A 25,276-nucleotide genomic window follows, 5' to 3' on the forward strand; every position below is an offset into this window, starting at 1 on the left:
TGCTGCAGCCATTCTTATAAAAAATGGAGGTAAGATATGCCGCAGTTTAATTATGATAAAGTAAAAGATCCCCTTATTTTTAAAGAGAATACGCTTGAGGCTCATTCCGATCATATCTGCTACGGCTCCATGGAGGAATTGGAAGCAGGAAACAGCAGCTTTCGATATTCTTTGGATGGACTTTGGAAATTTGCATATGCCAGGAATTACGATTCTGTAATCCGGGATTTTGAAAAGGAAGAATATGATTGTAAATCCTGGGAGGATATCAGGGTTCCCGCTCATATCCAGATGGAAGGATATGACAGCCCCCAATATGCCAATGTGCAGTATCCCTGGGATGGCAGAGAACAGATTGAGCCGGGGGATATCCCTTCTTTTTTCAATCCTGTTGCAAGCTATGTGAAGTATTTCACTGTTCCGAAGCAGATGCAGGATAAGCCCCTGTATATTTCTTTTCAGGGCGTGGAAAGCGGCATGGCGCTGTGGCTGAACGGAATCTATGTGGGATACAGCGAGGACAGCTTTACTCCCTCTGAATTTGAATTGACTCCTTTTTTGCGGGAAGGGGAAAATAAACTGGCAGTTCAGGTATTTAAGTGGACAGCCGGAAGTTGGTGCGAAGACCAGGATTTCTTCCGTTTTTCTGGAATTTACCGAAGTGTATTCCTGTATACAGTGCCCAAAGCCCATATACAGGATATCAGGGTTAAGACGCTTTTAGACGATCAGTATCAGAATGCGGATCTGGAAATTTGTCTGAAAGGAGCAGGGGAAGGAAAGGTCTCCTTGACATTGCAAGACGGGGAAAGCACGATAGCCTTGCAGAGCGCAGATTTGGGAACGGATGTTATAGTTACAATACCGGTAGAGCGTCCGGCGCTTTGGAGCGCGGAAGAGCCCAATCTTTATGAATTGCTGCTGGAAGTGCAGGATGTCCAGGGCAAAACCGTGGAAGTGATTTCCCAGACAGTGGGATTCCGCAGGTTTGAGATGATTGACCATATCATGTGCATCAATGGGAAGCGGATTGTATTTAAGGGAGTGAACCGCCATGAATTCAGCTCCAAAACAGGACGCGCCGTGTCAGATGAAGAAATTATTCAGGATATTATAACCATGAAACGGAATAATATCAATGCCATCCGAACCTGCCATTATCCGGATGATTCCAGAATCTATGCACTTTGCGATCAATACGGCCTGTATATGATTGCGGAAAATAATCTGGAAAGCCATGGCACCTGGGACCCGATTATCAGAGGGAAGGCAGGCATGGAGGCTGCAGTGCCCGGAGACCATGCAGAATGGCAGCCTATGATGCTGGATCGGGTAAATTCCTGCTATCAGAGAGATAAGAATCATCCGGCCATTGTGATTTGGTCCTGCGGAAATGAATCCTTCGGCGGTTCTGTCATATATGAAATGTCTCAGTTGTTCCGAAAGTTGGACGATACCAGGTTGGTGCATTATGAAGGGCTGTTCCATGACAGGCGGTTTAACGATACCAGTGATATGGAGAGCCAGATGTATCCGTCTGTGGCCAGCATTCAGGAGTTTCTTGCGAAAGACAGAAGCAAACCTTTTATTTGCTGCGAATATACTCATGCCATGGGCAATTCCTGCGGGGCAATGCATAAATATACGGATTTGACCGATACGGAGCCCTTGTATCAGGGCGGATTTATCTGGGATTATATTGATCAGTCCATTGAGAAAAAGGATCGTTATGGAAAGAAATTTCAGGCATACGGCGGAGATTTCGGTGAACGTCCCTGTGATTATAATTTCAGCGGAAATGGTATTGTATACGGAGGTGAGCGGGAGGAATCTCCCAAGATGCAGGAGGTAAAATTCAATTATCAGAACATCACTGCAGAAGTATCTGAGCATAAAGTGCTGGTAAAAAATAAGAACTTATTTATCAATACAGATCAATTCGACTGTATGGTTTTTTTGGAAAAGGAAGGGAAAATATTAAAGCAATTTAAGCTTTTTACCAGTGTAGAGCCATTAAGTGAGAAAGATTACGAGCTTCCGGTAAAATTGCCAAAACAACCAGGGGAATATGTCATTACCGTTTCCTTCCAGTTAAAGGAAGAGGAAGACTGGGCGCCTGCCGGTCATGAGGTTGCATTTGGGCAGGGCATATTCCGCCAAGGATCAGGCGGGAGGTCTGCCGATTCTGAATCCCCATTGGAACAGAGCATATTATGTGGCAAAGAAAGCTGTAAGATAACAGATGAAATTACAGTTATGAAAGGCAAATTAAATATTGGCGTCCGCGGAAAGAACTTTGAGTGCATGTTCAGTGAATTAAAGAGCGGGCTGGTGTCTTATCGTTATGGCGGAAAGGAAATGATCGAGCAGATTCCTATGCCGAACTTCTGGCGTGCGCCCGTTGACAATGACTGGGGCAATCATATGCCGGGAAGGTATGGACAGTGGAAGTTAGCCAGTTTGTATCTGCAGCCGGATGAAGAAGCCAAGGAGAATCCTGTTCTGGAGGAAAAAGAGCGCAGCGCAGTGATTACTTATTATTACACGATGGCAACGGTTCCGGTAAGCAGGTGCAGCCTTTCCTATGAAGTGTTCGGAGACGGAACCATCACCGTAACTCTTTCTTATAATCCGGTGAAGGAACTGGGAGATATGCCGGAATTCGGTGTATTGTTTAAATTTAATGCTGATTATGAAAACGTGGAATGGTATGGAAACGGCCCGGCAGAAACCTACGCAGATCGGAAGCGCGGGGCAAAATTAGGAGTATACCGGAACAAAGTTACCGATAACCTTGCAAAATATTTGGTACCTCAGGAATGCGGCAATAAAACAGATGTGCGTTGGGCGAAAATTACCGATCATAGAGGAAAAGGAATGCTCTTTGCCGGAGATAACATGAATTTCTCTGCGCTGCCCTATACTCCCCATGAGATGGAGTCTGCCATGCATCCTTACGAGCTGCCCCAGGTTCATTATACCGTAGTGCGCGTCTCTTTGGGCCAGATGGGAGTGGGAGGCGACGATAGCTGGGGTTCTCAGGTGCATCCGGAATATCTAATGGATGTAAGCGCCCCAATGAAATTTGCATTTAGTTTTAGAGGCTTACCATGAGGAGGGACCCAGCCCCAAAAGATTAGAACAATCACAGGGAAAAAGGCTGGGAGGAGACCTGATGGTTCCCCGATTATTTCATAATTTGTTAGGAGGAAGACAAATGGACAAATTTGTGGTAAATATTATCCACCGCCCAGAACTGGTGCCAGAATATGCAGAAAAAGTAACTGGTCACGGCAAAGCGGAGGATATCGGAAGAAAAGCATTGCTGACAGAGTCTTTGGACATTTTCAAAACCCAGCAGCGTCTGGCTCATGAAAATGGCTTAAAAACAACGATTCAGATGACATATGCAAGTTTATTTAATGAGGAAGCAGTGGCTCTTGCCAAGGCAGATCACGAGAAATACGGAGATGAAATCGCTCTTTCTTTGCTGGGACTGCCCTGTAAGGAATTTCGTGAGAAATACAAGACCAAGGATTTCTGTATCTGGATGTTTTCTATGGAGGATAAAAAATCAATTGTAGATGATATTTTTGCAAAATTCCATGATATCTTTGGGTTTTATCCGGAATCTACCGGTTCCTATTATCTGGATGCAGACTTAACAAATTATATTAAGGAGGCTTATCCTTCCGTAAAATGTGCAGTGGCAACCTGCTGGGAGGAAGGTCCCAAGGCATACCATACCTGCAACAATTCCTGGTATACCCTCTTTGACGGGGGCCCCTGGGCGCCCTGGATTCCTTCCAAACAGAATACCCATGCGCCGGCGGCAAATGAGACGGAGGACAGCGGAATTGTGGCTATTCCCCATCTTTCCAGAGATTTGATTGCCTGCTATGACGGAAACGGCTCCAACTTCGGAACCCATCCCCAGAATGTGCTCCGGGGCATGATTTATGACAGCCAGACCTGGGAATACCCCTATATGTACAATTTGATTGATCAGTACCGTTCTCTGGAGAAATATAATAATGGCTATGCGTATAACATGATGTTTGTAGGGCCTGCATGGATGAATAAAATGGGACGCTGGGAGGCTCCCTATGAGTTGTTGGAAAAATCCTATTCTGATGGCTGCGCTTATTACGGTAAACTGAAAAAAGAAGGAAAACTTATTGACATGACTATGTCGGAGTTTGCAGATTATTACCGGAAGAAAAAGAGCTATACAGAACCGGAATGCGCCTTGTGGCGCGATATCCTTTATGGCTCAGACAAGCAGCTGTTCTGGTACTGCGATCCTTATATGAGAGTCTGCGTGAATATGGATCAGGGCGGAGCCATTGTGGATCTGCGTCCCTATGCAGCAAAGCTTGAGTGGCCGGTGGGAATCGGAACAAAGCATGTACAGGACGCCTCCTATCCGTTTCTGATTCAGGAAAAATACCGGGCCGGTTACTTTACCCACTATGCGGGGGAGGGAACCGTAAGAAGCGCAAAACTTTCTTATCACGGAGAAGAAGTGGATTTGTGTTTGTGCCGCACCAAAGCGCATTTTTCACAGGAAGGAAACGTCAGAATTCTGACCCTTGATCCAGTGGAAATAGAATTCTATGACCTGACGGTGAAGCTGCAGACCAAGATTTCTTTTGAAGAAGGAAGCTCTAATATTAAGATAGAACGTACCATTCTGGAAATGAGCAATCCTGAGGCGGAAGTGGAATTAAATGAATATATGGTGGCCTGCTACGGAACTACCGAATACCCGGAAGACATGACCGGCATCACCCTGAAATGCGAAGGAGCTCAGGAGAAATCCATTTCCTATGAGTATAAATGCAGGGAAGAGCAGCTTGCTGGAGCGGATGCGGTAAGCGCAGTCATTCCGGCCATTGAGACGAAGGTTTCTATGACGCCGTCCAATAAAGAAGCGGTTGGATATGTGAAGGAAGGCTACGCGTTCTCCCCAATGTTTACCTTAGGCTATGCCAAAACAGTGTCAGATAAGGAGGTATTTGCAACATGGCTCAATCTGGAAAAGGCAAATTAAACTACAGATGCCCCTCCTGCTTTATGCGGGATTTGGACATTGATATGTTTTACGATAAAGAGAAGGATGAATATTACTGCATCCGCTGCCAGTACACGGGAAACGAGAAGGATGTGCTGGAGAAAAATGAAATGGTGCGGTTCCGCTACCGTGCCATGACAGAGCGCATAACAAAATTTGATTTTGACTGATCGCAGGTATCTCAGGGTTTATCATTATCATTTAAGAGGAAGTCAGTATGGGAAGTATTTCAGACAAAAAATTTATCAAGGGAATGGATGTATCCTCCCTGCCGGAATTGGAAAAGCTGGGAGCAGTCTTTTACGACAAAGACGGGGATGAAAGGAATCTCCTTTCGGTTCTGAGAGAGTACGGAACCAACGCTGTCCGACTCCGTCTCTGGAACAATCCCTATTCTGCAGAGGGAGAGCCCTACGGGGCGGGAACTAATGATTTAGAAACTGTAATGGAGATGGCAAAGCGGGTGCAGGAGCATGGCATGGACATTCTTTTAAATCTGCATTACAGTGATTTCTGGGCAGATCCAGGCAAGCAGATTAAGCCGAAGGCATGGGCGGATTTTACCGGGAAGCGTCTGGAATCTGCAGTGTATGATTATACTGTGGCCGTATTGCGGGAATTCCAGCGGGAAGGGATAGTCCTGAACATGGTGCAGGTGGGCAATGAATTGTCTAATGGGCTTTTATGGCCGGATGGAAAACGGCCCAATTACGAAACCATTGCACTGTTGGTAAATGCCGGAATCCACGGGGTACGGGACATAGATCCGGATATTCCAATTATGATTCATCTGGACAATGGAGGAAACAATGAACTGTACCAGGATTGGTTTGACAATTATTTTGCCAATGACGGAGAAGATTTTGATGTTATTGGATTATCCTATTATCCTTTCTGGCACGGTTCTCTGGCAGATTTGGAGTATAACATGTGTGATCTTGCGGTCCGTTACGGCAAAGAACTGGTGGTGGCGGAGGTTTCCATGGGGTATACTATGGAAGACTATGCATCCTATGAAAAACTGAAGCCTTCCAGACGCAAGGGAATGGCAACCAAACCGGAGCTGGCGGCAGGGATTGAATATCCCATGACAAAACAGGGGCAGTCAGATTTTATGGAAGATTTCATGAAACGGGTGTCCAGGGTGCCAAATGGCCTGGGAAAAGGATTTTTCTATTGGGAACCAGCGTGGATTCCGGTGCCGGGAAGCGGCTGGGCCACAGAAGCCTCTCTCAAATATATGAAAGATCCGGGGCCCTGCGGCAATGAGTGGGCCAACCAGGCTTTGTTTGACTATGAAGGCAGGCCTTTGCCAGCGCTGGATGTAATTAAAAAATTCTGAATTCAGGGGGTGTCCCGTTAAGGAGTTAAAATAGATTCTTAATGCGATACCCCTTTTTTTTTGCAGTTATTAATGATAGAATAAAAAACGGCTGCGATTTTAAACAGTAACGCAGTAAAGGAGGAGATACCTATGATTTCGAAGCAGATGCAGCAGGAAATAGCGGGAAGTTCCGCCATCCGCGCCATGTTTCTGGAAGGAAAGGAAATGGCGAAACAGGTGGGAGCGGAAAATGTATATGATTTTAGTCTTGGAAACCCTATGACGCCTGTGCCGGAACAATATAACCAGGCAATTATAGATGCAGTCCGGACGGAGAATTCTTTGGAGCTTCATGGATATATGGATAATGCAGGTTATCTGGAAACACGGCAGGCAGTGGCAGAGAATTTGAATCAGCGGTTTGGAACAGAGTTTGAAGGAAGCCATATTGTGATGACTGTGGGAGCAGCAGGCGCATTAAACGTAGTGTTTAAGACTATTTTAGATCCGGGAGACGAGGTGCTGGCGCTGGCTCCTTATTTTGGGGAATATCGGGGATATGTTGCCAACCATCAGGGGATTTTGCGGGAGGTCAAGCCGGATACCGCCACATTTCAGCCGGATTTGGAGGATTTACAAGCAAAGATTACGCCCCGGACCAAAGGACTCATTATCAATAATCCGGTAAATCCTACCGGCGTCATTTACTCAGAAGCAACGATTCAGAATATTGCTTCTATTTTAGAAGAAAAACAGAAGGAATATGGACATGAGATTTATCTGGTGTCGGATGAGCCTTACCGGGAGTTGGTTTATGACGGAAATACCGTTCCATTTCTGACAAAATATTATGACAATACCTTTGTGACTTATTCTTTCAGTAAATCGCTGTCTATTCCGGGAGAAAGAATTGGTTATATTGCAGTCAGCCCTTGTATGGCAGACTGCAGTCAGGCAGTGCAGGGATTGTCCGTGGCAAACAGGATTTTAGGATTTGTCAATGCCCCTTCCCTGATGCAGAAAGCCCTGGTGAAATCCATGGACGCCAGAACAGATGTGGATTATTATGACAGAAACCGCAGGCTGATTTATGGAAAGCTGACAGAACTTGGATTTACCTGCGTCAAGCCCCAGGGCGCTTTTTATCTGTTTATCCAATCACCGGAGCCAGAGGAGAAGAAGTTTGTGGAAGCGGCCAAAAAGCATCACATTCTGTTGGTGGGCGGAAGCTCCTTCTCCTGTCCGGGATATGTGAGACTTGCGTATTGTGTTTCTTATGAGATGATCGAACGTTCCCTGCCTGCTTTTGAGAAGCTGGCAGAAGAGTATCGGAGGAATTAATATGGCTGCATGGGAAAAAAATGTGCGAAAGACGATCCCCTATACCCCTGGGGAACAGCCCGACCGCCCCAATATGATAAAGTTAAATACCAATGAGAATCCATATCCTCCGGCCCCTGGCGTGACAAAGGCATTGCAGGAATTGGATGCGGACAGGCTGCGGAGATATCCCGACCCTGCGGCGAGAGTCCTGGTTCAGGCTCTGGCTGATTATTATGGCGTGACAAATCAGCAGGTGTTTGTGGGGGTTGGTTCCGATGATGTGCTGGCTATGAGTTTTCTGACCTTTTTTAACAGTGAAAAGCCCATTCTGTTTCCGGATATTACGTATTCTTTTTACGACGTGTGGGCGGAATTATTCAGAATTCCCTATGAGCGCCCGCCGCTGGATTCAGAGTTTAAAATTCGTACCAAAGATTACTTAAGGGAGTGCGGCGGAATTGTGATTCCCAATCCTAATGCGCCCACCGGGATAGAAAAGAATCTGGCGGAGCTGGAGGAGATGATTGCAGGAAATCCGGAAGTAATTGTAATAATTGATGAAGCATATATTGACTTTGGAGGGACTTCTGCGTTATCATTACTCCCGAAGTATGAAAATCTGCTGGTGGTTCAGACTTTTTCCAAGTCCAGAAGCCTTGCAGGCATGAGAATCGGATATGCCATTGGAAATGAAAGGCTGATAGGATATCTGAACGAAGCCAAATATTCCTTTAATTCTTATACTATGAATGGGGCGGCTCTGGCTGCGGGAACAGAAGCCATCAAAGATGATGCATATTTCAGAGAAACCTTACAGAAAATAATCAATACCAGAGAATGGACCAAACAAGAGCTGCACAGGCTTGGATTCTCCTTTTTGGATTCCAAAAGCAACTTCATTTTTGCATCCCATCCGAAATGTCCGGCAGAGGAGTTGTTCCAGGCGCTGAAACAGGCAGATATTTATGTGCGCTTTTTCAACAAGCCCAGAATCAATAATTATCTGAGAATTTCCATTGGGACAGAGCAGGAGATGGGGGCACTGATCCGTTTTCTGGAACACTATTTAGGAGAGAACTTATGATTCGATTGATTTTAAAAGGCGTCATGATTGGAATTGCCAACATTATTCCAGGCGTCAGCGGCGGCACCATGGCGGTATCCATGGGCATTTACGATAAGATGATTCATGCAGCAACCCATCTTTTGTCTGAATTTAAAAAGAGTATGCAGGTGCTGATTCCCATTGTAATTGGGGCAGGCATTGGTGTGGTGGCATTGGCACGGATTATTGAGATTATGTTTGAAAAGGCGCCCTTTCAGACGAATCTTCTGTTTATCGGCCTGATTGTAGGCGGACTGCCTGCCATGGCGAAGAAAGTGAAGGGAAAAACCATAAGGCTCAGCCATCTGGCAGCGTTTTTGCTTTTTTTTGTAATTGTAGCTGGGCTTGCCCTAATGGGAGAACAGGAGGGAGCGGCGGCAGATTTAAGCTTTAGTCTGCTGAATGTGATAAAGCTTCTGGGGGTAGGAATTGTGGCGTCTGCCACCATGGTGATTCCCGGGGTCAGCGGCTCCATGATGCTGATGCTGATGGGATATTACAATCCTATTTTAACAGAAATTAACCGGTTCATCGACAATCTTCTGGACTTCAATGTGCAGGGGCTTTTGGAAGGATGTCTGGTTCTGGTGCCTTTTGGAATCGGAGTGGTAGTGGGAATTTTTGCCATTGCCAAGATGATTGAAATTGTATTTGAGAAGTTTCCGGAACATGCGTACTGGGGAATTATCGGGTTGATTGTGGCGTCTCCCGTTGCAATTTTGTTAATGAATCGTTTTGGGACCATTAATGTTACGGCAGTTCTCACAGGGATTGCCGCATTGGCGGCAGGGATTGTGATAGCTTTAAAGCTGGGGGAAGAGTAGGAAGAAGTGGAAATCAAAGTGGAATATGGGCTGATTCTTTATCTGGTTGTGGTAAATCTGATAGGATTTTCTCTGATGGGGCTGGATAAATGGAAAGCCAAACATAAGAAATGGCGGATTGCAGAACGGACATTCTTCGGCATAGCTATTGTTGGCGGAAGCCTTGGCACCTGGGCAGGAATGTACGCTTTTTGCCATAAAACCAGGCACTGGTATTTTGTAGTGGGAATGCCGCTGATTCTGGCAATTCAGGCGGCAGTCTGGCTATTGACATTTGGAAAGTAACATAATATTATAAATAGCATGATACAACAAAAGAAAGGAAAGAACCTATGTATTCATTTGATGATGTAAAGAAAACAGATCCTCAGGTGGCGGACGCCATTACTGCAGAGATGGAGAGACAGAACAGCCACATTGAACTGATTGCTTCTGAAAATTGGGTCAGCAAAGCAGTTATGGCGGCAATGGGAAGCCCTATGACGAATAAATATGCAGAAGGATATCCGGGAAAACGCTATTACGGCGGATGTGAATGCGTGGATGTGGTGGAGAATCTGGCCATAGAGCGGGCGAAAGAGCTGTTTGGCTGCGAATACGCCAACGTACAGCCCCATTCCGGCGCACAGGCCAATATGGCAGTGCAGTTTGCCATGCTCAAGCCTGGCGATACGGTGATGGGAATGAATCTGGATCACGGCGGACATCTGACGCACGGAAGTCCGGTGAACTTTTCCGGCACATATTTTAATATTGTTCCTTATGGTGTGAATGATGAGGGATATATTGATTATGATAAAGTAAGAGAGACTGCATTGGAATGTAAGCCTAAATTAATCATTGCAGGAGCCAGCGCTTATGCAAGAACCATTGATTTTAAACGGTTCCGGGAAATTGCAGATGAGACTGGGGCTTATCTGATGGTGGATATGGCCCATATTGCCGGCCTTGTGGCGGCAGGACTTCATCCAAGCCCCATTCCTTACGCGCATGTAGTAACTACCACCACCCATAAAACATTGCGGGGGCCGCGAGGCGGTATGATTCTGGCAAGCCAGGAAATGGCAGAGCAATTTAATTTCAACAAAGCCATTTTCCCGGGAACCCAGGGAGGCCCGCTGATGCATGTTATTGCTGCTAAAGCAGTATGTTTCAAAGAAGCGTTGGAAGACAGTTTTAAGGAATATCAGCAGAATATTGTGAAAAATGCACAGGCGTTGGCAAAGGGGCTGATGAACCGGGAAATCAAGCTGGTGTCCGGCGGAACAGACAATCATCTGATGCTGGTGGATTTGACGCCCTATGATTTGACCGGAAAGGCAGTGGAGAAGCTGCTGGATTCTGTCAATATTACCAGCAATAAGAATACTATTCCAAATGATCCCAAATCTCCGTTTGTCACCAGCGGTATCCGTCTTGGAACGCCGGCAATTACCTCCAGAGGCTTTGGAGAGGCTGATATGGACAAGACCGCAGAGTGCATTGCCAAAATGATTAAGGACGGGGAAGCGGCCTCCGCAGAAGTGCGTGGAATGGTAAAAGAGTTAACAGACAAATATCCTTTGATTTAGAAGAAAGCGGACAGATCAGAAGCCAATGGGCTTAATTCCATCAGGAGGAGTGCCCTATGGTGATATGAAAGGGGCTGCCGGGAAATGAATTTCCGCAATATATGCTGTGATTATTCTGCGTCACACGCAAATATTGCATATATTGCGGAAATTCATTTCCTGACAGCCCTTTTTGTATCTGGCAGTTATCTGTGGTTCTTCAGACGGAACTTATGTACAGAGACTTTTAATTCCTCAGACTGGTTCTGCAGCTCTTTGGCAGAAGCGGCAGACTTCTCAGCAGTGCTTGCATTGGTCTGAACAACGCCGGCAATTTGTTCCATTCCGGCTGTAAGCTGGTGCAGCGCCTGGGACTGCTGGGTTGCAGAGCCGGCAATTTGTTCAATCAGGTCTGTAGCCTGTTTAGCGCCAACCATAACGTCCGCCAGGGAGTTGGTGGTATCCATAGTCAGTGAGGTTCCCTGTTTAATCATCTTGATGGAATTCTCAATTAGTTCTGTAATGTCCTTAGCGGAAGAAGAACTCTTGTTAGCCAGGTTTTGTACCTCCTCTGCAACTACAGCAAAGCCTTTTCCTGCTTCTCCGGCACGGGCAGCTTCCACAGCAGCGTTCAGGGCCAGAATATTTGTCTGGAATGAAATATCTTCAATGGTTTTGATAATTCCGCCGATTTCCTGGGAAGCATTGGAAATATTCTCCATTGCAGAAGCCAAATCGGACATTTTGTCATTGCTTGCCATAAGAAGAGAAGCTGCGTCGGTAGAACATTTCTGGGCGGTGTCAGCATCTTCCGAGGTGCGGTCCACCTGGGTGGATAATTCCTGGATGCTGGAGGATAATTCCTGAACGGCGGAAGCCTGGGCTACAGCGCCGCTGGAAAGGATCTGTGCGTCTGAAGCCATGCGGCGGGATTCCTTTGATACTTGTTCGGCAGTCAGATTAATCCGGGACAGCGCAGCATTGAGAGAATCTACAATCTGACGCATTGCATTCTGAATAGGTAAAAATTCTCCTCTGTAATCATCTCCAATGACAAGATCCATGTTGCCGTCTGCCATTTCAGAGAGCTTGGAATCAATGTCATGGATATATTTCTTTAATTCCTGCTTAGTCTCGTGGATGGAGGCCACCAGCATTCCGATTTCAGAAGTGCTGGGTGTTAAAGGAAATTCGGCAGAAAGATTTCCCTGGGAAATTTCGCTCATCTGATCCCGCACTGAAATTATCGGACGCAATACCCGCACCTTCATTGTCACTATATTAATAAGCTGTATGATGATAACGAAAAGCAGTGCAACGAACATGGCAGTTTCGATGGATCTGGCGTTCCGTTCCAGTGTTTCCACACGCGCCAGCGTCCGGGTATCCAAAGCAGCAAGAAAATCTTCTTTTATTGTATTAATCTGGGCGATGGAAGAGCTGTAGTCTGTGCCGTAGACATAATCCAGGGCTGCCTGCATATTTCCCGCCTGGACATTTTTCATGGCTTCATCCTCTAGGGGAACCAGGGTGTTGGATAGTTCTGACATGTTGTCGATCATCTTCTGCTCTTCAGAAGTAATGCCGATTTCCTGCATAGCGGCCACGCCTTTGTCTCGGTTCTTCAGATTGTCTATTTCGTTCCAGTAATTGTCATAATGTTCCTGTTGTCCGGTGGCGGCGAATGCCCGCACTTCGTTGGTAAGATAGGCGGAGCCATTCATGAAACGGTTGGCGTTATAGGTCAGGCCGAACCGCTGTTCATTGGCAGTGGTTAATTTCCTGCTCACGCTGCCGTAGAACAGGAGTGAGATCATCAGGAACAATAGCGTAAGAATAGAAATTCCGTTTAAAATAAAAGATAGCATGGACTGACTGATAGTTTTCTTCATAATTGTGTTCCTCCCGGTATATACCGAATGTTATACAGTGCCTGTTTTTCAGTATTTTAGTTTATAAGTACCAGTTTACAGAAACAGAGAAGAAATTTCAACCCATAAATATAAATTTTTAATGGAAATAAAAGGCCGAAGAAATTGCTTTTAAGAAAAATTTAAGAATTTTTATTAGGAATTATCAATCTTTTGTGATAAGATAATTGCGGGACAGAAGACAAAAACATGATACATATATTTTAGGAGGACGAATATGAACAAAAAGAAAGTGGGCATGATTGCCGCTGCGGCGGCAGTGGTACTGGCGGCCGCCGGGGGAGGCGTGTGGTATTACCTAAGGCAGAACGGCGGCGGGGGAAACAGCGCAGATAAAGTATATGTGGAGACGGTATCCTCACTGACTTCTGCCAATTCGGGAAGTCAAAGCCGCTATTCTGGCATTGTGGAGGCTCAGGAAACCTGGGATGTGAATAAGGATTCTGAACGGGAGATTAAGGAAGTTTTTGTAAAAGAAGGAGATACAGTAGAAGAAGGAACTCCGCTGTTTGAATATGACATGGATGAAGTTCAGGGAGAGATTCAGCAGGCTCAGCTTGAGCTGGAAGGAATGCAGAATGACATCAGCAATCTGCAGAGCCAGATTAACCAGTTATCCCGGGAAAAAAGCGCCGCTCCGGAATCGGAGAGATTTGAGTATACGGCAGACATCCAGGAAAAGCAGAATACCATTAAGCAGACTGAGTACAATATTGAAAGTAAGAAAGTAGAGATACAGAAGAAACAGGAATCATTGGAAAAGGCAGTGGTTACCAGTAAGATTGCTGGAGTGGTGAAGGCTATCAATGAATCCGGTACGGATATGTCAGGAGAGAGCGCCGCATATATGACAGTGCTTGCCGTAGGCGATTACCGGGTAAAGGGTACTGTCAGCGAGACAAATGTACAGTTCCTTTCTGAGGAACAGCCGGTGATTCTTCGTTCCAGAATAGATGAAGAACAGACCTGGAATGGAACAATTACCAAGATTGACACTCAGAATGAAGAAAAAAGCAATAATGATATGTATATGGATGATGGAAACGGTACAGAGAAGGCAACGAAATATCCGTTTTATGTCTCTTTGGAGTCCACAGATGGACTTATGATGGGCCAGCATATTTTTATTGAGCTGGATGAAGGACAGACTGAGACAAAGGAAGGAATCTGGCTGTTTGAAGGATATATCGTCCAGGAAGAAGGAGAAGCTTATGTATGGGCTGCCAATGACAGAAACAGGCTGGAAAAGAGAATGGTAGAGCTGGGAGAATACGATGAAAACCTGGGAGCCTATGAGATTACCGGAGGGCTGACAGAAGAGGACGCCATTGCATTTCCTATGGATGGACTGTACGAAGGCGTAGCTACAGTGACAGACATTTCAGAAGTGGATTACTCTTCTCCGCTGTATAACCAGGAAGGAGAAGAAGGAGATGAAATGTCGGAAGACGGTGAAATGTCAGATGACGGTGAAATGCTGGAAGACGGTGAAATGTTAGATGACAGCGATATAACAGATGCTTTATCCGATGACAGAACAGAGGAATTGCTGGACGGTTTATCAGACGGAGAAGAAACTGACGGAGAGGATTCCTCCGAAGAAGAGTCTGTGGAGGGTGAATCAGATTCCGGGGAGGCAGAACCTAAAGAATCAGAGGATACGGACGGAGAGAGTGAAGAATAGAACCGGAGGGAAGAACAGGAATGATATTGGATTTACAGAATATATTTAAAGATTATCAGCAGGATAAGCTGGTGGTTCCGGTATTGAAAGATGTGTCCCTGCAGGTGGAAGAAGGGGAATATGTGGCAATTATGGGACCCTCCGGATCGGGAAAGACAACTCTGATGAATATTATCGGCTGTCTGGACCGCCCTACCTCCGGGACCTATCAGCTTGCTGGGGAAGATGTTCTGAAGTGTAAGGACAAGGATATGTCGGATCTGCGGCTGCGCAGCATCGGGTTTGTGTTTCAGAGCTTTCAGCTTCTTGCCAGGCAGTCTGCCCTGGAAAACGTGGCGCTGCCGTTAAGCTATGCCGGGATTAAGAAAAAAGAGAGAAAAGAGCGGGCAGCTCAGGCTCTGGAAAGGGTTGGACTGGGGGATCGTGTAACCTTTAAGCCCACCCAGTTATCCGGCGGTCAGAAGCAGCGTGTAGCCATTGCAAGAGCTATGGTAAACCATCCCAAGATTCTGTTGGCAGACGAGCCTACCGGAGCGCTGGATTCCAAATCAGGCGAGCAGATTATGGAGTTGTTCCAGAAGCTGAATGAGGAGGGGGTAACTATTGTAATGATTACCCATGATCCAAAGATAGCCTCCAGAGCGAAACGGATTGTACATATTATTGACGGCATGATTACAGAAGGAGACAGCAAGGAGGAAGAGAATGAGTAAGAAAGTAATTATCATTACAGTGATATCTCTTGGCGTTGCTGGTGCCGCGGCTTTTGGTGGAATCAAAGCATATCAGAATTATCAGAATAATAATCAGAAGGCAGAGGTTCAGTATGTGTCAGAGGTGAATATGTCCTACTATGAGAGTGAGATGACAAGCTCCGGTATTGTGACAAATGATTCCTCTCAGGATGTATATGCACTGGAAGACAAGACCATTTTGGAGGTGCATGTGGAAGAGGGACAGGAGGTAAAGGCAGGCGATCCTCTGATATCTTATGATATGACGATGTCAAATCTGGAGCTGGAAATGAAAGAACTGGATGTGGCAACGATAAACAGCAGGCTGGAGGCGGCCAAACAGCAGCTGACAAAGTTAAGGTCCACTACGCCTGTGGCGCCAAGAGTGGAAGAGCCAGATCCGGAACCGGAAGAGCCGGAGGCGCCGGAACCAGAGCCTACGCCGCTGCCGCCGCAGAAGACGAAAAACGCTTATAATTATATCACCAGCAGTTCCAAGCCTAACAAGGGAAAAGGAACCGAGGAAAAGCCGTATATTTATCTGTGCACGCAGGAATGCTATGTATTGGGAGAATTTATTAACAGCCTTTCGGAAGATGAAGATGATCCCATTTATGTAAGCCTGGAAATACATAAAAATAATGAATTTGCAGGAAAATTAATTACTTCCTGGGAGATCAGCGGCGAAAGCGGATTTCCCAGGCTGGAGGCTGACTCCAAATGGTCAGTCCGTACCCGCTCTCAGATGATAGAGCAGGAACCAGAAGAACCAGAGGAACCGGAAGAGCCGGAGGAAATAGAGGAACCGGAAGAGCCAGAGGAACCGGAGGGATACACAGCAGAAGAATTATCTTCCATGATAAAGGAAAAAGAAGAAGAGATTCGTGATTTAGATTTAAGCAAACGAAAAGAAGAGCTGGAACTGGAACAGATGAAGAAAGTTTCCGGGGATGGCGTGGTAAAAGCATCCATCAATGGCATTGTGAAAGGAGTTGCAGACAAGGATGATCCGCCCTCTGGGGAACCGTTTTTAACGGTGGCAGGGTCGGAAGGCCTGTATGTCAGCGGTTCTTTAAGTGAATTGCAGCTTGAAGAGATTCAGGTGGGGCAGAAGGTATACGCCAATTCCTGGGAAAGCGGGCAGAACTTTGAAGCCGAAATCACAGAGATTTCCAGTTATCCTTTAGAAAGCAGCAATGCATGGGGGGAAGGGAATCCCAATGTGTCTTTTTATCCTTACACGGCTTACATTGAAGATACGGAAGGGCTGCGCAATGGCGAATATGTGGATCTGACCATGGCGGCTTCTCAGGAAAGCGATGGCATTTATCTGGATAAGGCGTATGTCCGTGAAGAGGATGGCAGGAAGTATGTATTGAAAGCGGATGAGAATGATCGTCTGGTAAAACAGTATATCCAGACAGGAAGGACAATCTGGGGACAGGCGGTGGAGATTTTGTCAGGCCTCACGTTAGAAGACAGAATTGCATTTCCCTATGGCAAGACTGCAAAGGAAGGCGTGAAGGTGGCAGAGTCTGAGTAGCTGGAACGGATAAAGAATGAAGGAGAAAACAGATGTTAGAGAATATCAGATTGTCCCTTCAGGGACTATGGTCGCATAAAATGCGGTCCTTTCTGACCATGTTAGGCATTATTATCGGTATTGCAGCCATTATAGCCATAGTTTCAACCATCAAGGGGACCAATGAACAGATTAAGGAAAATCTGATTGGTTCTGGAGACAATACCGTGAATGTGCAGCTTTATCAGGGTGATAATATTTATGAGATAGACTATTACGGAATTCCGGACGGCGTACCGGTAATTTCAGAAGAAATCAGGAAGCAGATTCTGGAGTTGGATCATATTGAAAATGCTTCCCTGTACACTTCCAGAGAAACCTATAATGCAGTATATTATCAGAATACCGGAATGTCCGGCGGAAAAGTGTGCGGCATAGACCGGAATTATTTGGATACCTGCAATTACATTATAAAACAAGGCAGAGGTTTTACGGATTCTGATTATAAATTGTTTCGGAAGGTGGCGGTTTTAGATGAAAGTTCTGCAGAAACGTTATTCCAGGGGGCAGATCCTATTGGAAAAACAGTGGAAATTCAGAGGGAGCCATTTATTGTAATTGGCGTGATTGCTAAATCCAGCAAATTTGAACCGGTCATTAATACGATAGAAGAATATTATACCTATGCAGAATCCAGCAGCGGTGCAGTATATGTTCCGGATACTACATGGCCCATCCTGTATGGCTATGATGAGCCCCAGTCTTTGACGTTGAAGCTGGATAAGGTGGACAATATGACGGTTGCTGGAAAAGAAGCGTCTGCGATTCTGAATGCAGGTCTGAATGTTTCAGATGAAACGATGAAGTATAAGGCGGCAGACCTTTTGAAGCAGGCGGAGGATATTCAGAAGTTAAGCCAGTCCACCAATACGATGCTGATCTGGATTGCTGGAATTTCATTGTTGGTAGGCGGTATCGGCGTTATGAATATTATGCTGGTGTCTGTGACAGAGCGTACCCAGGAAATTGGATTGAAAAAGGCAATTGGAGCCAGAAAGGGCAAAATTCTGGGGCAGTTTCTGACCGAGGCAGCCGTATTAACCAGTTTGGGAGGGCTGATAGGGGTGATTGTTGGAATTGTGCTGGCTGAGGTTATTTCCAGGGTTACCAGTACATTGGTGTCCATCAGTGTTCCGGCCTCCATTCTGGCTGTAGTATTTTCCATGGCGATTGGGATTATTTTCGGGCTTTTGCCATCCTATAAGGCGGCAAACCTGAACCCCATTGATGCGTTGAGACATGAATAAGCTTGAAATGTTAGATCAGATTTGAGTAGTTGATAGGATTTTCAGATAATAAGGGCAGAGAATCTGTTTTCGGGATTCTTTGCCTTTCGTATATGGTTGATTCTGCTTTTCTTTCGGAAAGTTTTTGATATTCTTAATATATAGATGGTGATATTTCTTTGCCCTAAACCCTCAGAACTCTACCTACAATAGTATAGTGCAGAACTACCAGAATTATGCTATAAAATTTAGCTTATTCTCTCTGTCCAACTAACCCTACCAGATACTTGCCTGTTCAACCAAACTATTTTCCTGGATAGGGTAATGCTGTTCCGTTTACATCATTAGTCTGGTATTCTCTTTGAAAAAATAGAGGAGGTACTATTATGAAGTTAAAGAAGTTATCTAAGATAGTTTCGTTGGTATTGGTAATGGCTTGTGCGGTGAGCATAGTTAACCCTTTGACAGCGAGTGCAGCAACTAATAAGACGGACACCACTAAGAAGTACAGTGATGTTAAGACGACAATTACGTCCACGTCGAGGACAGCGAATAATACTGTTAAGGTCAAAGTTATACTCACATTACCGAAGGGTAAGACGCTTGTGGTGACTGATACACGGAAAAGATTTATTATAATCAAGGGATATTTTAATAGAAGTGCATTGAAATGCCCCTTTTTCTATTCTAGGGGTGCTTCTGCCGGGAATCCGCTCTGTAAACTCCCACTTGCTCTACAAGTGCCATCCGGTAAAGGGGCCCGCAGGATCATTAGCTCTTTTGTGTCTGGCAGGGGTGGAAAAACAGATTGCCGGATAATCTAAGGTATGCCATAATCTGCCTAAGGAGCAGACGCGTTACAAGGTGGTGAGCCTCCCTCATTTGAAAAAGATGGGAGGTGGTGCAGATGGAATATACATATGATATTTTAAGCCTGTTATTTTTAGGCGGTAACTTACTGATTGCATTGCTTGCCTATATTGATAGGAACAACAAGCGAACGCAATCACTTTCCGCAAGCAGGAAAGTAGTTACTAACAATAAAAAAGCGTACCTTGTACTTGGCTGGGTTCTTTCTGAACTTTGGGTATGGCAGACAAAAATTAAAGGTTGGAATCAGATACGGTTCCAACCTAAATTTTTGCCTATATAAGATTGGATAATTCAAAGCCTTCTACTTTGGGCATAAATGCAAGCAAACACTTTTTTGAAAGGTTGACTAATTTTGAGTTTCCATATACCATACGTTTGAAAAGTTGAATTTGTTGTTGTTTCCTTCAATAAATCCTGAACTTACTTTTAAGGATACCGCATTTTTGACTGGGGTAACAGGTATCCATCATTTTCATGGAATGGATTTTTTCTTTCCAGGAAAATGATTCTGGCTTATACATGACAGATTAAACTATAGGGTGGTTGAGGGATCCTTGATCCCTATGTGCCGCAGATAAAAATATATTGTATCATCTGTATGCCCATCACTTAATCAAAATAAATACAAAAGAGCCACAGCATAACAGACAGCAGAGCAAGGCAAAGCGAGGGAGGAAGAAATTTAATGTGAAATTTATTGTAAACAAGAGCTTTTTGTATAATTGAGATGTGGCAGGAAGAATCTATATCACATATCTTGCCGCAGATTTTAAGAAATTGAGGTGATAAGGTGCAGGACGATACAAAACACACGCAGGAAGTCTGGCAAAGCGTACTGCAAAAAAACAGTGTATTCCTTGAACTTTTTCAAAATAAAAGTTATTTGCTAAAACTGTATAAAACGCTTCATCCAGAGGAAGCCTCAGCGACAGAGGATTCACTAACGGATGTAACGATAGAAAATGTGTTGACCGATAATCTGTATAATGACTTAGGCTTTATTGTCAACAATAAGCTGATGATCCTCATAGAAGCACAGTCTACATGGACAATGAATATTTTGGTAAGAGTTCTGCTGTATTTGGCACAAAGTTACCACGAATATTTCCAGCATACCAGCCAAAACTATTACAAAAGTAAGAAAGTGAAAATGCCGAAGCCGAACTCTATGTGATATTCACAGGTGGGGAGGTGAACACCAGTGGAACTTAAGTAGTGAACTGACTGGAACAATCGGCGAGAAAGGTACAAATTCCATTGAAAATAGAAATTGTATCACGAAGTGTCCGTATTCAGTTTACTTAAAAAGGAATATTGTATAATAATTTTGTCATTTGTATACAGATGGAGTTGGGAATTAAAAAAATTATCGGCAGAGAAACAATTCTTCGCCGATAATTTTTTTATGAAAGGTTACCATTTTTGGAACAACTTAAAGATACGGTTTTTGTAATGGTCTGGCTGAACAAAGAGTTTTTGTTTAATGTACCAGTTGCAGTAGCATGAGCAGTGTTTCCTGATTTGCTGCTGCTTTTATTGGATATTGTCCAATTCTTGTCATAGGAAATTGCCGATACGGATGCTGAGGTACAACGAGAGCTGTTTCCATTGTATGAAAAAGTTCCAGATACTTTTACATACTACAAAGTTGTTCCTTTGCTATTCTGATATTTAACAGTTTTACTTCCCGATTTTGTTTTAGATGAACGAGTAGCAGTAATATATTCATCTAAGTTGTTATTTAATGTTGATTCGATTGTTGTAATGCAATATAAATCATCCGCAATTTTTTCTATACTTACATCTTGAGTTGATGTAGATATATCAGCTGCTTGTACTGTTTTTGTGTAATTGGCTGTAACAAGTATAAGAGTAATTGCTAATATTGTTGCAATATGAAAGAGTTTCGTTGTTTTACATTGTTTCATTTGTTGTTATCCTCTTCTATTATTGTTATTTCTCTGGAAATGTAGGATGTGTGTGCATGGTAATAGAAGAGATATTGAAACATTATAGCAATAGCAAGAGACACGATAATGGCACCTATTGAAAATATTGAAATTAATTTAATTCGGTGTGAATAGCGAATTTCCCTGCTTAAATGTTCAGCATCTGCTTCTAGTAAATAGTTTGCAACTAAATCCTTTGGAGAACCAAAGTGGTTAATCAATTCATTGTATGTAAATTCTTTGGTTTCATTTGAAAAGTCCATAATGGCATTTTGCAAATCATTAATAAATTTTTTTTCCTCCGATTTGTAAATTGGAAGATGATGTTTTATTTCTTTAATATAAGAACAAATGATTTGTTCGTTGCTAATCATCTATAATATCTCCATTTTTAGGTTTGTAATTTAAAACTTGTTGTACAGCAGCGACTGTAGAATTATAATCTTCAATCAGCGTACTCAAACGTTGTATTCCAGAATCTTCAATGTGGTAATATACTCGAATTAGTCGGCGTCCCACCTGTTTCTTATAATCAGAAATATAACCTGAGTCAATCAGCTTGTATAGTGCTGGATATAGGGAGCCAACAGGTATATTTAATACAGAATCCGATTGCTCCTTGATTGTTTGTGAAAGCTCGTATCCATAATAATCTTTCTGATTTAATAAGTGAAGTACTAAAAGTTCTACGGAACCACGTCTAAAATTGCTTTTATTATCCATAATAACTCCCTTTTTTATATTTATAACACATATAATATAAGAAGTCAATATTTAGAAAAACTAAAATATTATTGACAAATATTTTTTTAAAGATATAATTATTATGTAGTAGATAAAAGTATCTCTATACAATTTGTTACTGTTGATATGCGTTATTAAAAAAATATCGTATCTGATGTGATACGCAATAATGGAAAGGCGGTGATAATTAATGAAGTGACTTATCAGATAGACCATAATTAGAAATTTTGGTGTATGCTTTTGCATGTAGATTTTAATTCTATCAGAAAAATAACTAAAATACAATTTAAGGAGTATGAATGAATTATGAAATTAAAGAGAAAAGAATTTTCGGGTCTTTTATCAATGGTTATTTGCCTTTCATTATTAGGCAATATTCCATTATATGCGGCTGGAAAAACAGTGGAGGCGTTTAAAAAATAATAGTTATACAGGAACATCCGATTGTAAGAAATTTGTTAATGGCATAAAGGGACAAGTTCCATCTTATAAAAGCACGCTGAAACAAAAAACAGGGATAACGTTAACGGATTTTAAAAGAAGGACAAAAGCAATAAAATATTGGGCAAGCCATGGAAGTAAAGCTGGGAGATTATGGGGGAGTGCAAGCGGCGTGGATTTTAATGTTCATGATATTGCAAATTTTAAATGGTCAGGCTCCTGGGGGCAGGACCAAATAAAGATGGCGCAGTGGTAGACAAATTTATGAAATATGCCAAAACAGGCGAGTCAGTCAAAAGTTCCTGAATTCTTGCGAATAAAGAATACGGAAATAATAATTATCTGGTTTTAACACATAAAGGGAATGTACAATATTCCAGATTTGAAGGATTTCCAGGAAATACATATTCTCGTCCTGGAGCTGGCTCAACTACAATACCAAATTATGCAATCAAAGCTACAGATGTTGATGTCAGCGTTAAAGAAGATATGGATGTAACTGTCTTATCAGATGACAGCGGGACGACAACCTTAAGTGGAGAAGTTAAGGATCAAAGTGTGGAAATTACCGCAGATGAAGCAGAAAATAAATCCGCTGAATGGCTCAATGAGGCATTTGAAGGTGTAGATTTCACAGATTTTAACATTGGCGATTTAGAATTGAGGGAAATTGTGGCAGCAGAGGTAGATCTGGATGGAAATTCCCAGAATGAAGTTGAAGAAACGGTGGCGTATGACGTAACATATAATTACACGTTTGAGGGCATTCCAGTAAAGGGCGATTTCTATAGTGCAATTGTAGATGATACAGGTGTTGTTTCAAGCCTGGTGAATCACAACGAATATGAAATTATTCCATCTCAAAGATCGGCACAATTGTCGTTGGAAGATGCCTTAAAAGCGCTGGAAAATGAGGTGAAAGACAGCGAGGTATTGAGGACGGAGACACGGGGTGCATCAATGGAAGCTGTAATACCAGATGTTTCAGATGTCGATGTTGCGTTTTGTGATAGTGACAATGATGGGATATTTGAATCATCCTATATTTTTGAATTAACAGATGGCAATTCCTATCAGGTAAATAGCCTGACTGGTGAATGTTTAAGCAATGATTAGAGCATTTATGGAGGGTAGATATGAAAGTGCAGAAAAAAGTTTTGTTTTTGGCAATATTTTTAATTCTGAGTGTTTCTCTGTATGCATGTAAGGAAGATAATCCGTCTTTGTCGCAGGAAGATATAGAAATGGTGAATCCTGAGAAAGAAGATGGGGAAAACACGCAGGAAGATTTCACAGAGAAAGAAGACAAGGGGGAAGACAGCCAGAAACAACTTGCGGGAGATACACCGGAATTTCTGGAAAACTACTTTGAATTTGGGACATATTCAAAAAAGATAAGAATTCCAAATGCGGACAATATGGAATATGTTTCGATTACTGAGGGAAACCGGATGGAGATACCGGAATGTAATGTACTTTCAGTACTTTTAAATACTCTTTATAATGAGATTGTTTTATATGAAGGGGCCCCCGAAGAAATTAAAGATTTCTTCGAGGAAATCCAAAAATTAGAGTTTCAGAAGGAAAAGGAATATGTAGACACTTTGCCATTGGATGCAGATTGTGTATTTGAGGCGGACAACATTATGGTAAAAAGAAATGTTCCAAGCAATTTTAAAAGATAAAGTAAAAAAGATAAAGAACTATTCTGGTGGATGTCCTTTTGACTACAGATTAAAAGCAACATTGCATGATGGTGAAATAGTGGATATTTATTATGCATCGGATAGCTGCGGCATATTGGTATTCGGAGATTCTACTTATGAAGTGGAATTAGCGGAGGAAGAAGAATTTAAATATAGGGATCAGTTGACAGATTTTTTTAGCAAGCCTTAAATTAAGAATGTTAATAAGGGAAACTAATTTATGCAGAATTTCATAGATGCGTTTTGGTTTGTATATTTTTCAGGTGCATTTCTGGCGGATGTCCTCATTCTCTAATCCGATTTTTCAGAAAATATTTAAATTAGAGAGAAGCCGAGGAAAAAATATTGCGGGAACATGGCATTGATGAAAACACCACCCCGCAAATCCGCACAGACGACAGGGCAGATTTCAATTCCAACAGGCGGTTTTACCATTGGACAAGCGACTTCGGCGAATACCTTGAGGGAATGGCAGACAGGGAGCGGAATACCGAGGTAAAGACCGTTGCCGATTTACTGGATGAAATTGAGGACGAAACCCTGTATCGGGCATTGCTTACGGTGGACAGGCGTACCCTGCAAATTATCCTGTTGAAAATGCAGGGCTATTCCACAAAGGAAATTGCCCCGCTTGTTGGATTGACAACAGGGGCTATTTATGCAAGGCTAAACCATCTGCGTAAAAAGCTGCGGAAGATTTTATAACTATCTAAGATAGACGTTTTTTCAGCGGGCTATTGGATGGGGATAAAACTCTCCCATCCAATTTAAAATTAAATGAATAAAAATTCCGTCCACAGGGAATGCTAAAAAGTTTACCCAAAATCTTGACATGGGTGCAGCCGCTGCGGTATTCTGGAATACCCATAAGGGAATTGGAAGATTGAAAATTAAACAAGCACATAAATGGAAGAATGGAATGTCAGCCAATGGATAAGGCTGACCGCCGTCGAATGTATGCTGCCCTTTTCGGCTGGCGTATGGCAGCATGGTTTTGAATCTCAAAGCCGTTACATAGCATTGCGAATTCGAGCAGGAGAAAACACTCCCGTTATTCGTGGTGCAGTGTAGCGGCTTTTTCATTTATCCGGAAGTTAAGAGAAACCGAATCCTGAACGGAGGTGCAGGGACATAGGATTCTCTTTTTGGCGGGTAAGACAGATATGGAAGAATGCTGCTGCACAGGAAATAGTGTTCCCGAAAAGT

Annotated in this window: 24 protein-coding genes and 1 pseudogene; 21 read left to right on the forward strand and 4 right to left on the reverse strand. The window is 43.4% G+C overall.

Going from position 1 to position 25,276, the window contains the following annotated elements; all coding sequences use genetic code 11:
* Nucleotides 1–36 precede the first annotated feature (36 nt).
* The 9 genes from E5329_RS06650 to glyA all read left to right on the forward strand — a co-directional run bounded on the left by E5329_RS06650 (nt 37) and on the right by glyA (nt 11,221).
* Nucleotides 37–3,114, forward strand: a complete 3,078-nt coding sequence (locus E5329_RS06650) for a glycoside hydrolase family 2 TIM barrel-domain containing protein (protein WP_135988788.1) — start codon at nt 37–39, stop codon at nt 3,112–3,114.
* A 103-nt stretch (nt 3,115–3,217) separates the two neighbouring features.
* The gene (locus tag E5329_RS06655) at nt 3,218–5,053 is read left to right on the forward strand and encodes a hypothetical protein (protein ID WP_135988789.1); all 1,836 of its coding nucleotides are present in this window, start codon (nt 3,218–3,220) and stop codon (nt 5,051–5,053) included.
* Nucleotides 5,026–5,244, forward strand: a complete 219-nt coding sequence (locus tag E5329_RS06660; RefSeq protein ID WP_135988790.1) for a hypothetical protein — start codon at nt 5,026–5,028, stop codon at nt 5,242–5,244. Before E5329_RS06655 ends, E5329_RS06660 begins: the two co-directional genes overlap by 28 nt.
* Nucleotides 5,245–5,291: 47 nt before the next feature.
* Entirely contained in the window at nt 5,292–6,416 is a 1,125-nt protein-coding gene (locus tag E5329_RS06665; protein ID WP_135988791.1) for a glycoside hydrolase family 53 protein, read from the forward strand.
* Nucleotides 6,417–6,548: 132 nt separating this feature from the next.
* Nucleotides 6,549–7,739: a pyridoxal phosphate-dependent aminotransferase gene (locus E5329_RS06670; RefSeq protein ID WP_135988792.1), complete on the forward strand. Its 1,191-nt coding sequence runs from the start codon at nt 6,549–6,551 to the stop codon at nt 7,737–7,739.
* A 1-nt stretch (nt 7,740) separates the two neighbouring features.
* Nucleotides 7,741–8,805 carry a histidinol-phosphate transaminase gene (gene hisC / locus E5329_RS06675; RefSeq protein WP_135988793.1) on the forward strand — a complete coding sequence of 355 codons (1,065 nt, stop codon included), beginning with the start codon at nt 7,741–7,743 and terminating at the stop codon, nt 8,803–8,805.
* Entirely contained in the window at nt 8,802–9,650 is an 849-nt protein-coding gene (locus E5329_RS06680; protein WP_135988794.1) for a DUF368 domain-containing protein, read from the forward strand. Before hisC ends, E5329_RS06680 begins: the two co-directional genes overlap by 4 nt.
* A 6-nt stretch (nt 9,651–9,656) precedes the next feature.
* Nucleotides 9,657–9,935: a DUF1294 domain-containing protein gene (locus E5329_RS06685; protein WP_330571999.1), complete on the forward strand. Its 279-nt coding sequence runs from the start codon at nt 9,657–9,659 to the stop codon at nt 9,933–9,935.
* A 47-nt stretch (nt 9,936–9,982) separates the two neighbouring features.
* Nucleotides 9,983–11,221, forward strand: a complete 1,239-nt coding sequence (glyA, locus tag E5329_RS06690) for a serine hydroxymethyltransferase (protein ID WP_135988795.1) — start codon at nt 9,983–9,985, stop codon at nt 11,219–11,221.
* Nucleotides 11,222–11,406: 185 nt separating this feature from the next.
* Here glyA and E5329_RS06695 read toward each other — a convergent pair whose 3' ends face one another.
* The gene (locus E5329_RS06695) at nt 11,407–13,092 is read right to left on the reverse strand and encodes a methyl-accepting chemotaxis protein (protein WP_135988796.1); all 1,686 of its coding nucleotides are present in this window, start codon (nt 13,090–13,092) and stop codon (nt 11,407–11,409) included.
* Nucleotides 13,093–13,348: 256 nt separating this feature from the next.
* Between E5329_RS06695 and E5329_RS06700 the strand changes: the two genes are divergently transcribed.
* The 7 genes from E5329_RS06700 (at nt 13,349) to E5329_RS06735 (ending at nt 20,404) form a co-directional block, all read left to right on the forward strand.
* The gene (locus E5329_RS06700; RefSeq protein ID WP_135988797.1) at nt 13,349–14,815 is read left to right on the forward strand and encodes an efflux RND transporter periplasmic adaptor subunit; all 1,467 of its coding nucleotides are present in this window, start codon (nt 13,349–13,351) and stop codon (nt 14,813–14,815) included.
* A 20-nt stretch (nt 14,816–14,835) separates the two neighbouring features.
* Nucleotides 14,836–15,528: an ABC transporter ATP-binding protein gene (locus tag E5329_RS06705; RefSeq protein ID WP_135988798.1), complete on the forward strand. Its 693-nt coding sequence runs from the start codon at nt 14,836–14,838 to the stop codon at nt 15,526–15,528.
* On the forward strand, nt 15,521–17,092 hold the full coding sequence (locus E5329_RS06710; RefSeq protein ID WP_135988799.1) for an HlyD family secretion protein: 1,572 nt from the start codon (nt 15,521–15,523) through the stop codon (nt 17,090–17,092). The genes E5329_RS06705 and E5329_RS06710 overlap by 8 nt, the downstream gene beginning before the upstream one ends.
* A 32-nt stretch (nt 17,093–17,124) precedes the next feature.
* Nucleotides 17,125–18,378 carry an ABC transporter permease gene (locus E5329_RS06715; RefSeq protein WP_135988800.1) on the forward strand — a complete coding sequence of 418 codons (1,254 nt, stop codon included), beginning with the start codon at nt 17,125–17,127 and terminating at the stop codon, nt 18,376–18,378.
* A 365-nt stretch (nt 18,379–18,743) separates the two neighbouring features.
* Nucleotides 18,744–19,181 carry a hypothetical protein gene (locus E5329_RS06720; RefSeq protein WP_135988801.1) on the forward strand — a complete coding sequence of 146 codons (438 nt, stop codon included), beginning with the start codon at nt 18,744–18,746 and terminating at the stop codon, nt 19,179–19,181.
* 83 nt (nt 19,182–19,264) lie between these two features.
* On the forward strand, nt 19,265–19,510 hold the full coding sequence (locus E5329_RS06725) for a putative holin-like toxin (RefSeq protein ID WP_135988802.1): 246 nt from the start codon (nt 19,265–19,267) through the stop codon (nt 19,508–19,510).
* A gap of 510 nt (nt 19,511–20,020) precedes the next feature.
* Complete coding sequence (locus tag E5329_RS06735) at nt 20,021–20,404, forward strand: hypothetical protein (RefSeq protein ID WP_275443082.1); 384 nt, start codon at nt 20,021–20,023, stop codon at nt 20,402–20,404.
* Between the two features lie 466 nt (nt 20,405–20,870).
* Here E5329_RS06735 and E5329_RS06740 read toward each other — a convergent pair whose 3' ends face one another.
* From E5329_RS06740 to E5329_RS06750, 3 genes are read right to left on the reverse strand one after another with little or no spacing between them, the layout of a single operon-like run.
* Nucleotides 20,871–21,158, reverse strand: a complete 288-nt coding sequence (locus E5329_RS06740; protein WP_135988803.1) for a hypothetical protein — start codon at nt 21,156–21,158, stop codon at nt 20,871–20,873.
* On the reverse strand, nt 21,155–21,553 hold the full coding sequence (locus E5329_RS06745; protein WP_135988804.1) for a DUF6120 family protein: 399 nt from the start codon (nt 21,551–21,553) through the stop codon (nt 21,155–21,157). Before E5329_RS06745 ends, E5329_RS06740 begins: the two co-directional genes overlap by 4 nt.
* Nucleotides 21,546–21,902: a PadR family transcriptional regulator gene (locus tag E5329_RS06750; protein WP_135988805.1), complete on the reverse strand. Its 357-nt coding sequence runs from the start codon at nt 21,900–21,902 to the stop codon at nt 21,546–21,548. The genes E5329_RS06745 and E5329_RS06750 overlap by 8 nt, the downstream gene beginning before the upstream one ends.
* Nucleotides 21,903–22,308: 406 nt before the next feature.
* Between E5329_RS06750 and E5329_RS06755 the strand changes: the two genes are divergently transcribed.
* The 5 genes and pseudogenes from E5329_RS06755 to E5329_RS06775 form a co-directional block, all read left to right on the forward strand.
* Nucleotides 22,309–22,620 (forward strand): hypothetical protein, encoded by a 312-nt coding sequence (locus E5329_RS06755; protein ID WP_135988806.1) that lies wholly within the window; start codon nt 22,309–22,311, stop codon nt 22,618–22,620.
* A gap of 179 nt (nt 22,621–22,799) precedes the next feature.
* Nucleotides 22,800–23,480 (forward strand): G1 family glutamic endopeptidase, encoded by a 681-nt coding sequence (locus tag E5329_RS06760; protein ID WP_275443087.1) that lies wholly within the window; start codon nt 22,800–22,802, stop codon nt 23,478–23,480.
* A 20-nt stretch (nt 23,481–23,500) separates the two neighbouring features.
* Nucleotides 23,501–24,049 (forward strand): BAR domain-containing protein, encoded by a 549-nt coding sequence (locus E5329_RS06765; RefSeq protein WP_135988808.1) that lies wholly within the window; start codon nt 23,501–23,503, stop codon nt 24,047–24,049.
* On the forward strand, nt 24,024–24,260 hold the full coding sequence (locus E5329_RS06770) for a hypothetical protein (protein WP_135988809.1): 237 nt from the start codon (nt 24,024–24,026) through the stop codon (nt 24,258–24,260). Before E5329_RS06765 ends, E5329_RS06770 begins: the two co-directional genes overlap by 26 nt.
* Nucleotides 24,261–24,394: 134 nt before the next feature.
* Nucleotides 24,395–24,775, forward strand: a pseudogene (locus E5329_RS06775) (RNA polymerase sigma factor); the annotation flags it as partial.
* Between the last annotated feature and the right edge of the window lie 501 nt (nt 24,776–25,276).

The sequence above is a fragment of the Petralouisia muris genome (assembly GCF_004793545.1).
GTDB lineage: Bacteria > Bacillota > Clostridia > Lachnospirales > Lachnospiraceae > Petralouisia > Petralouisia muris.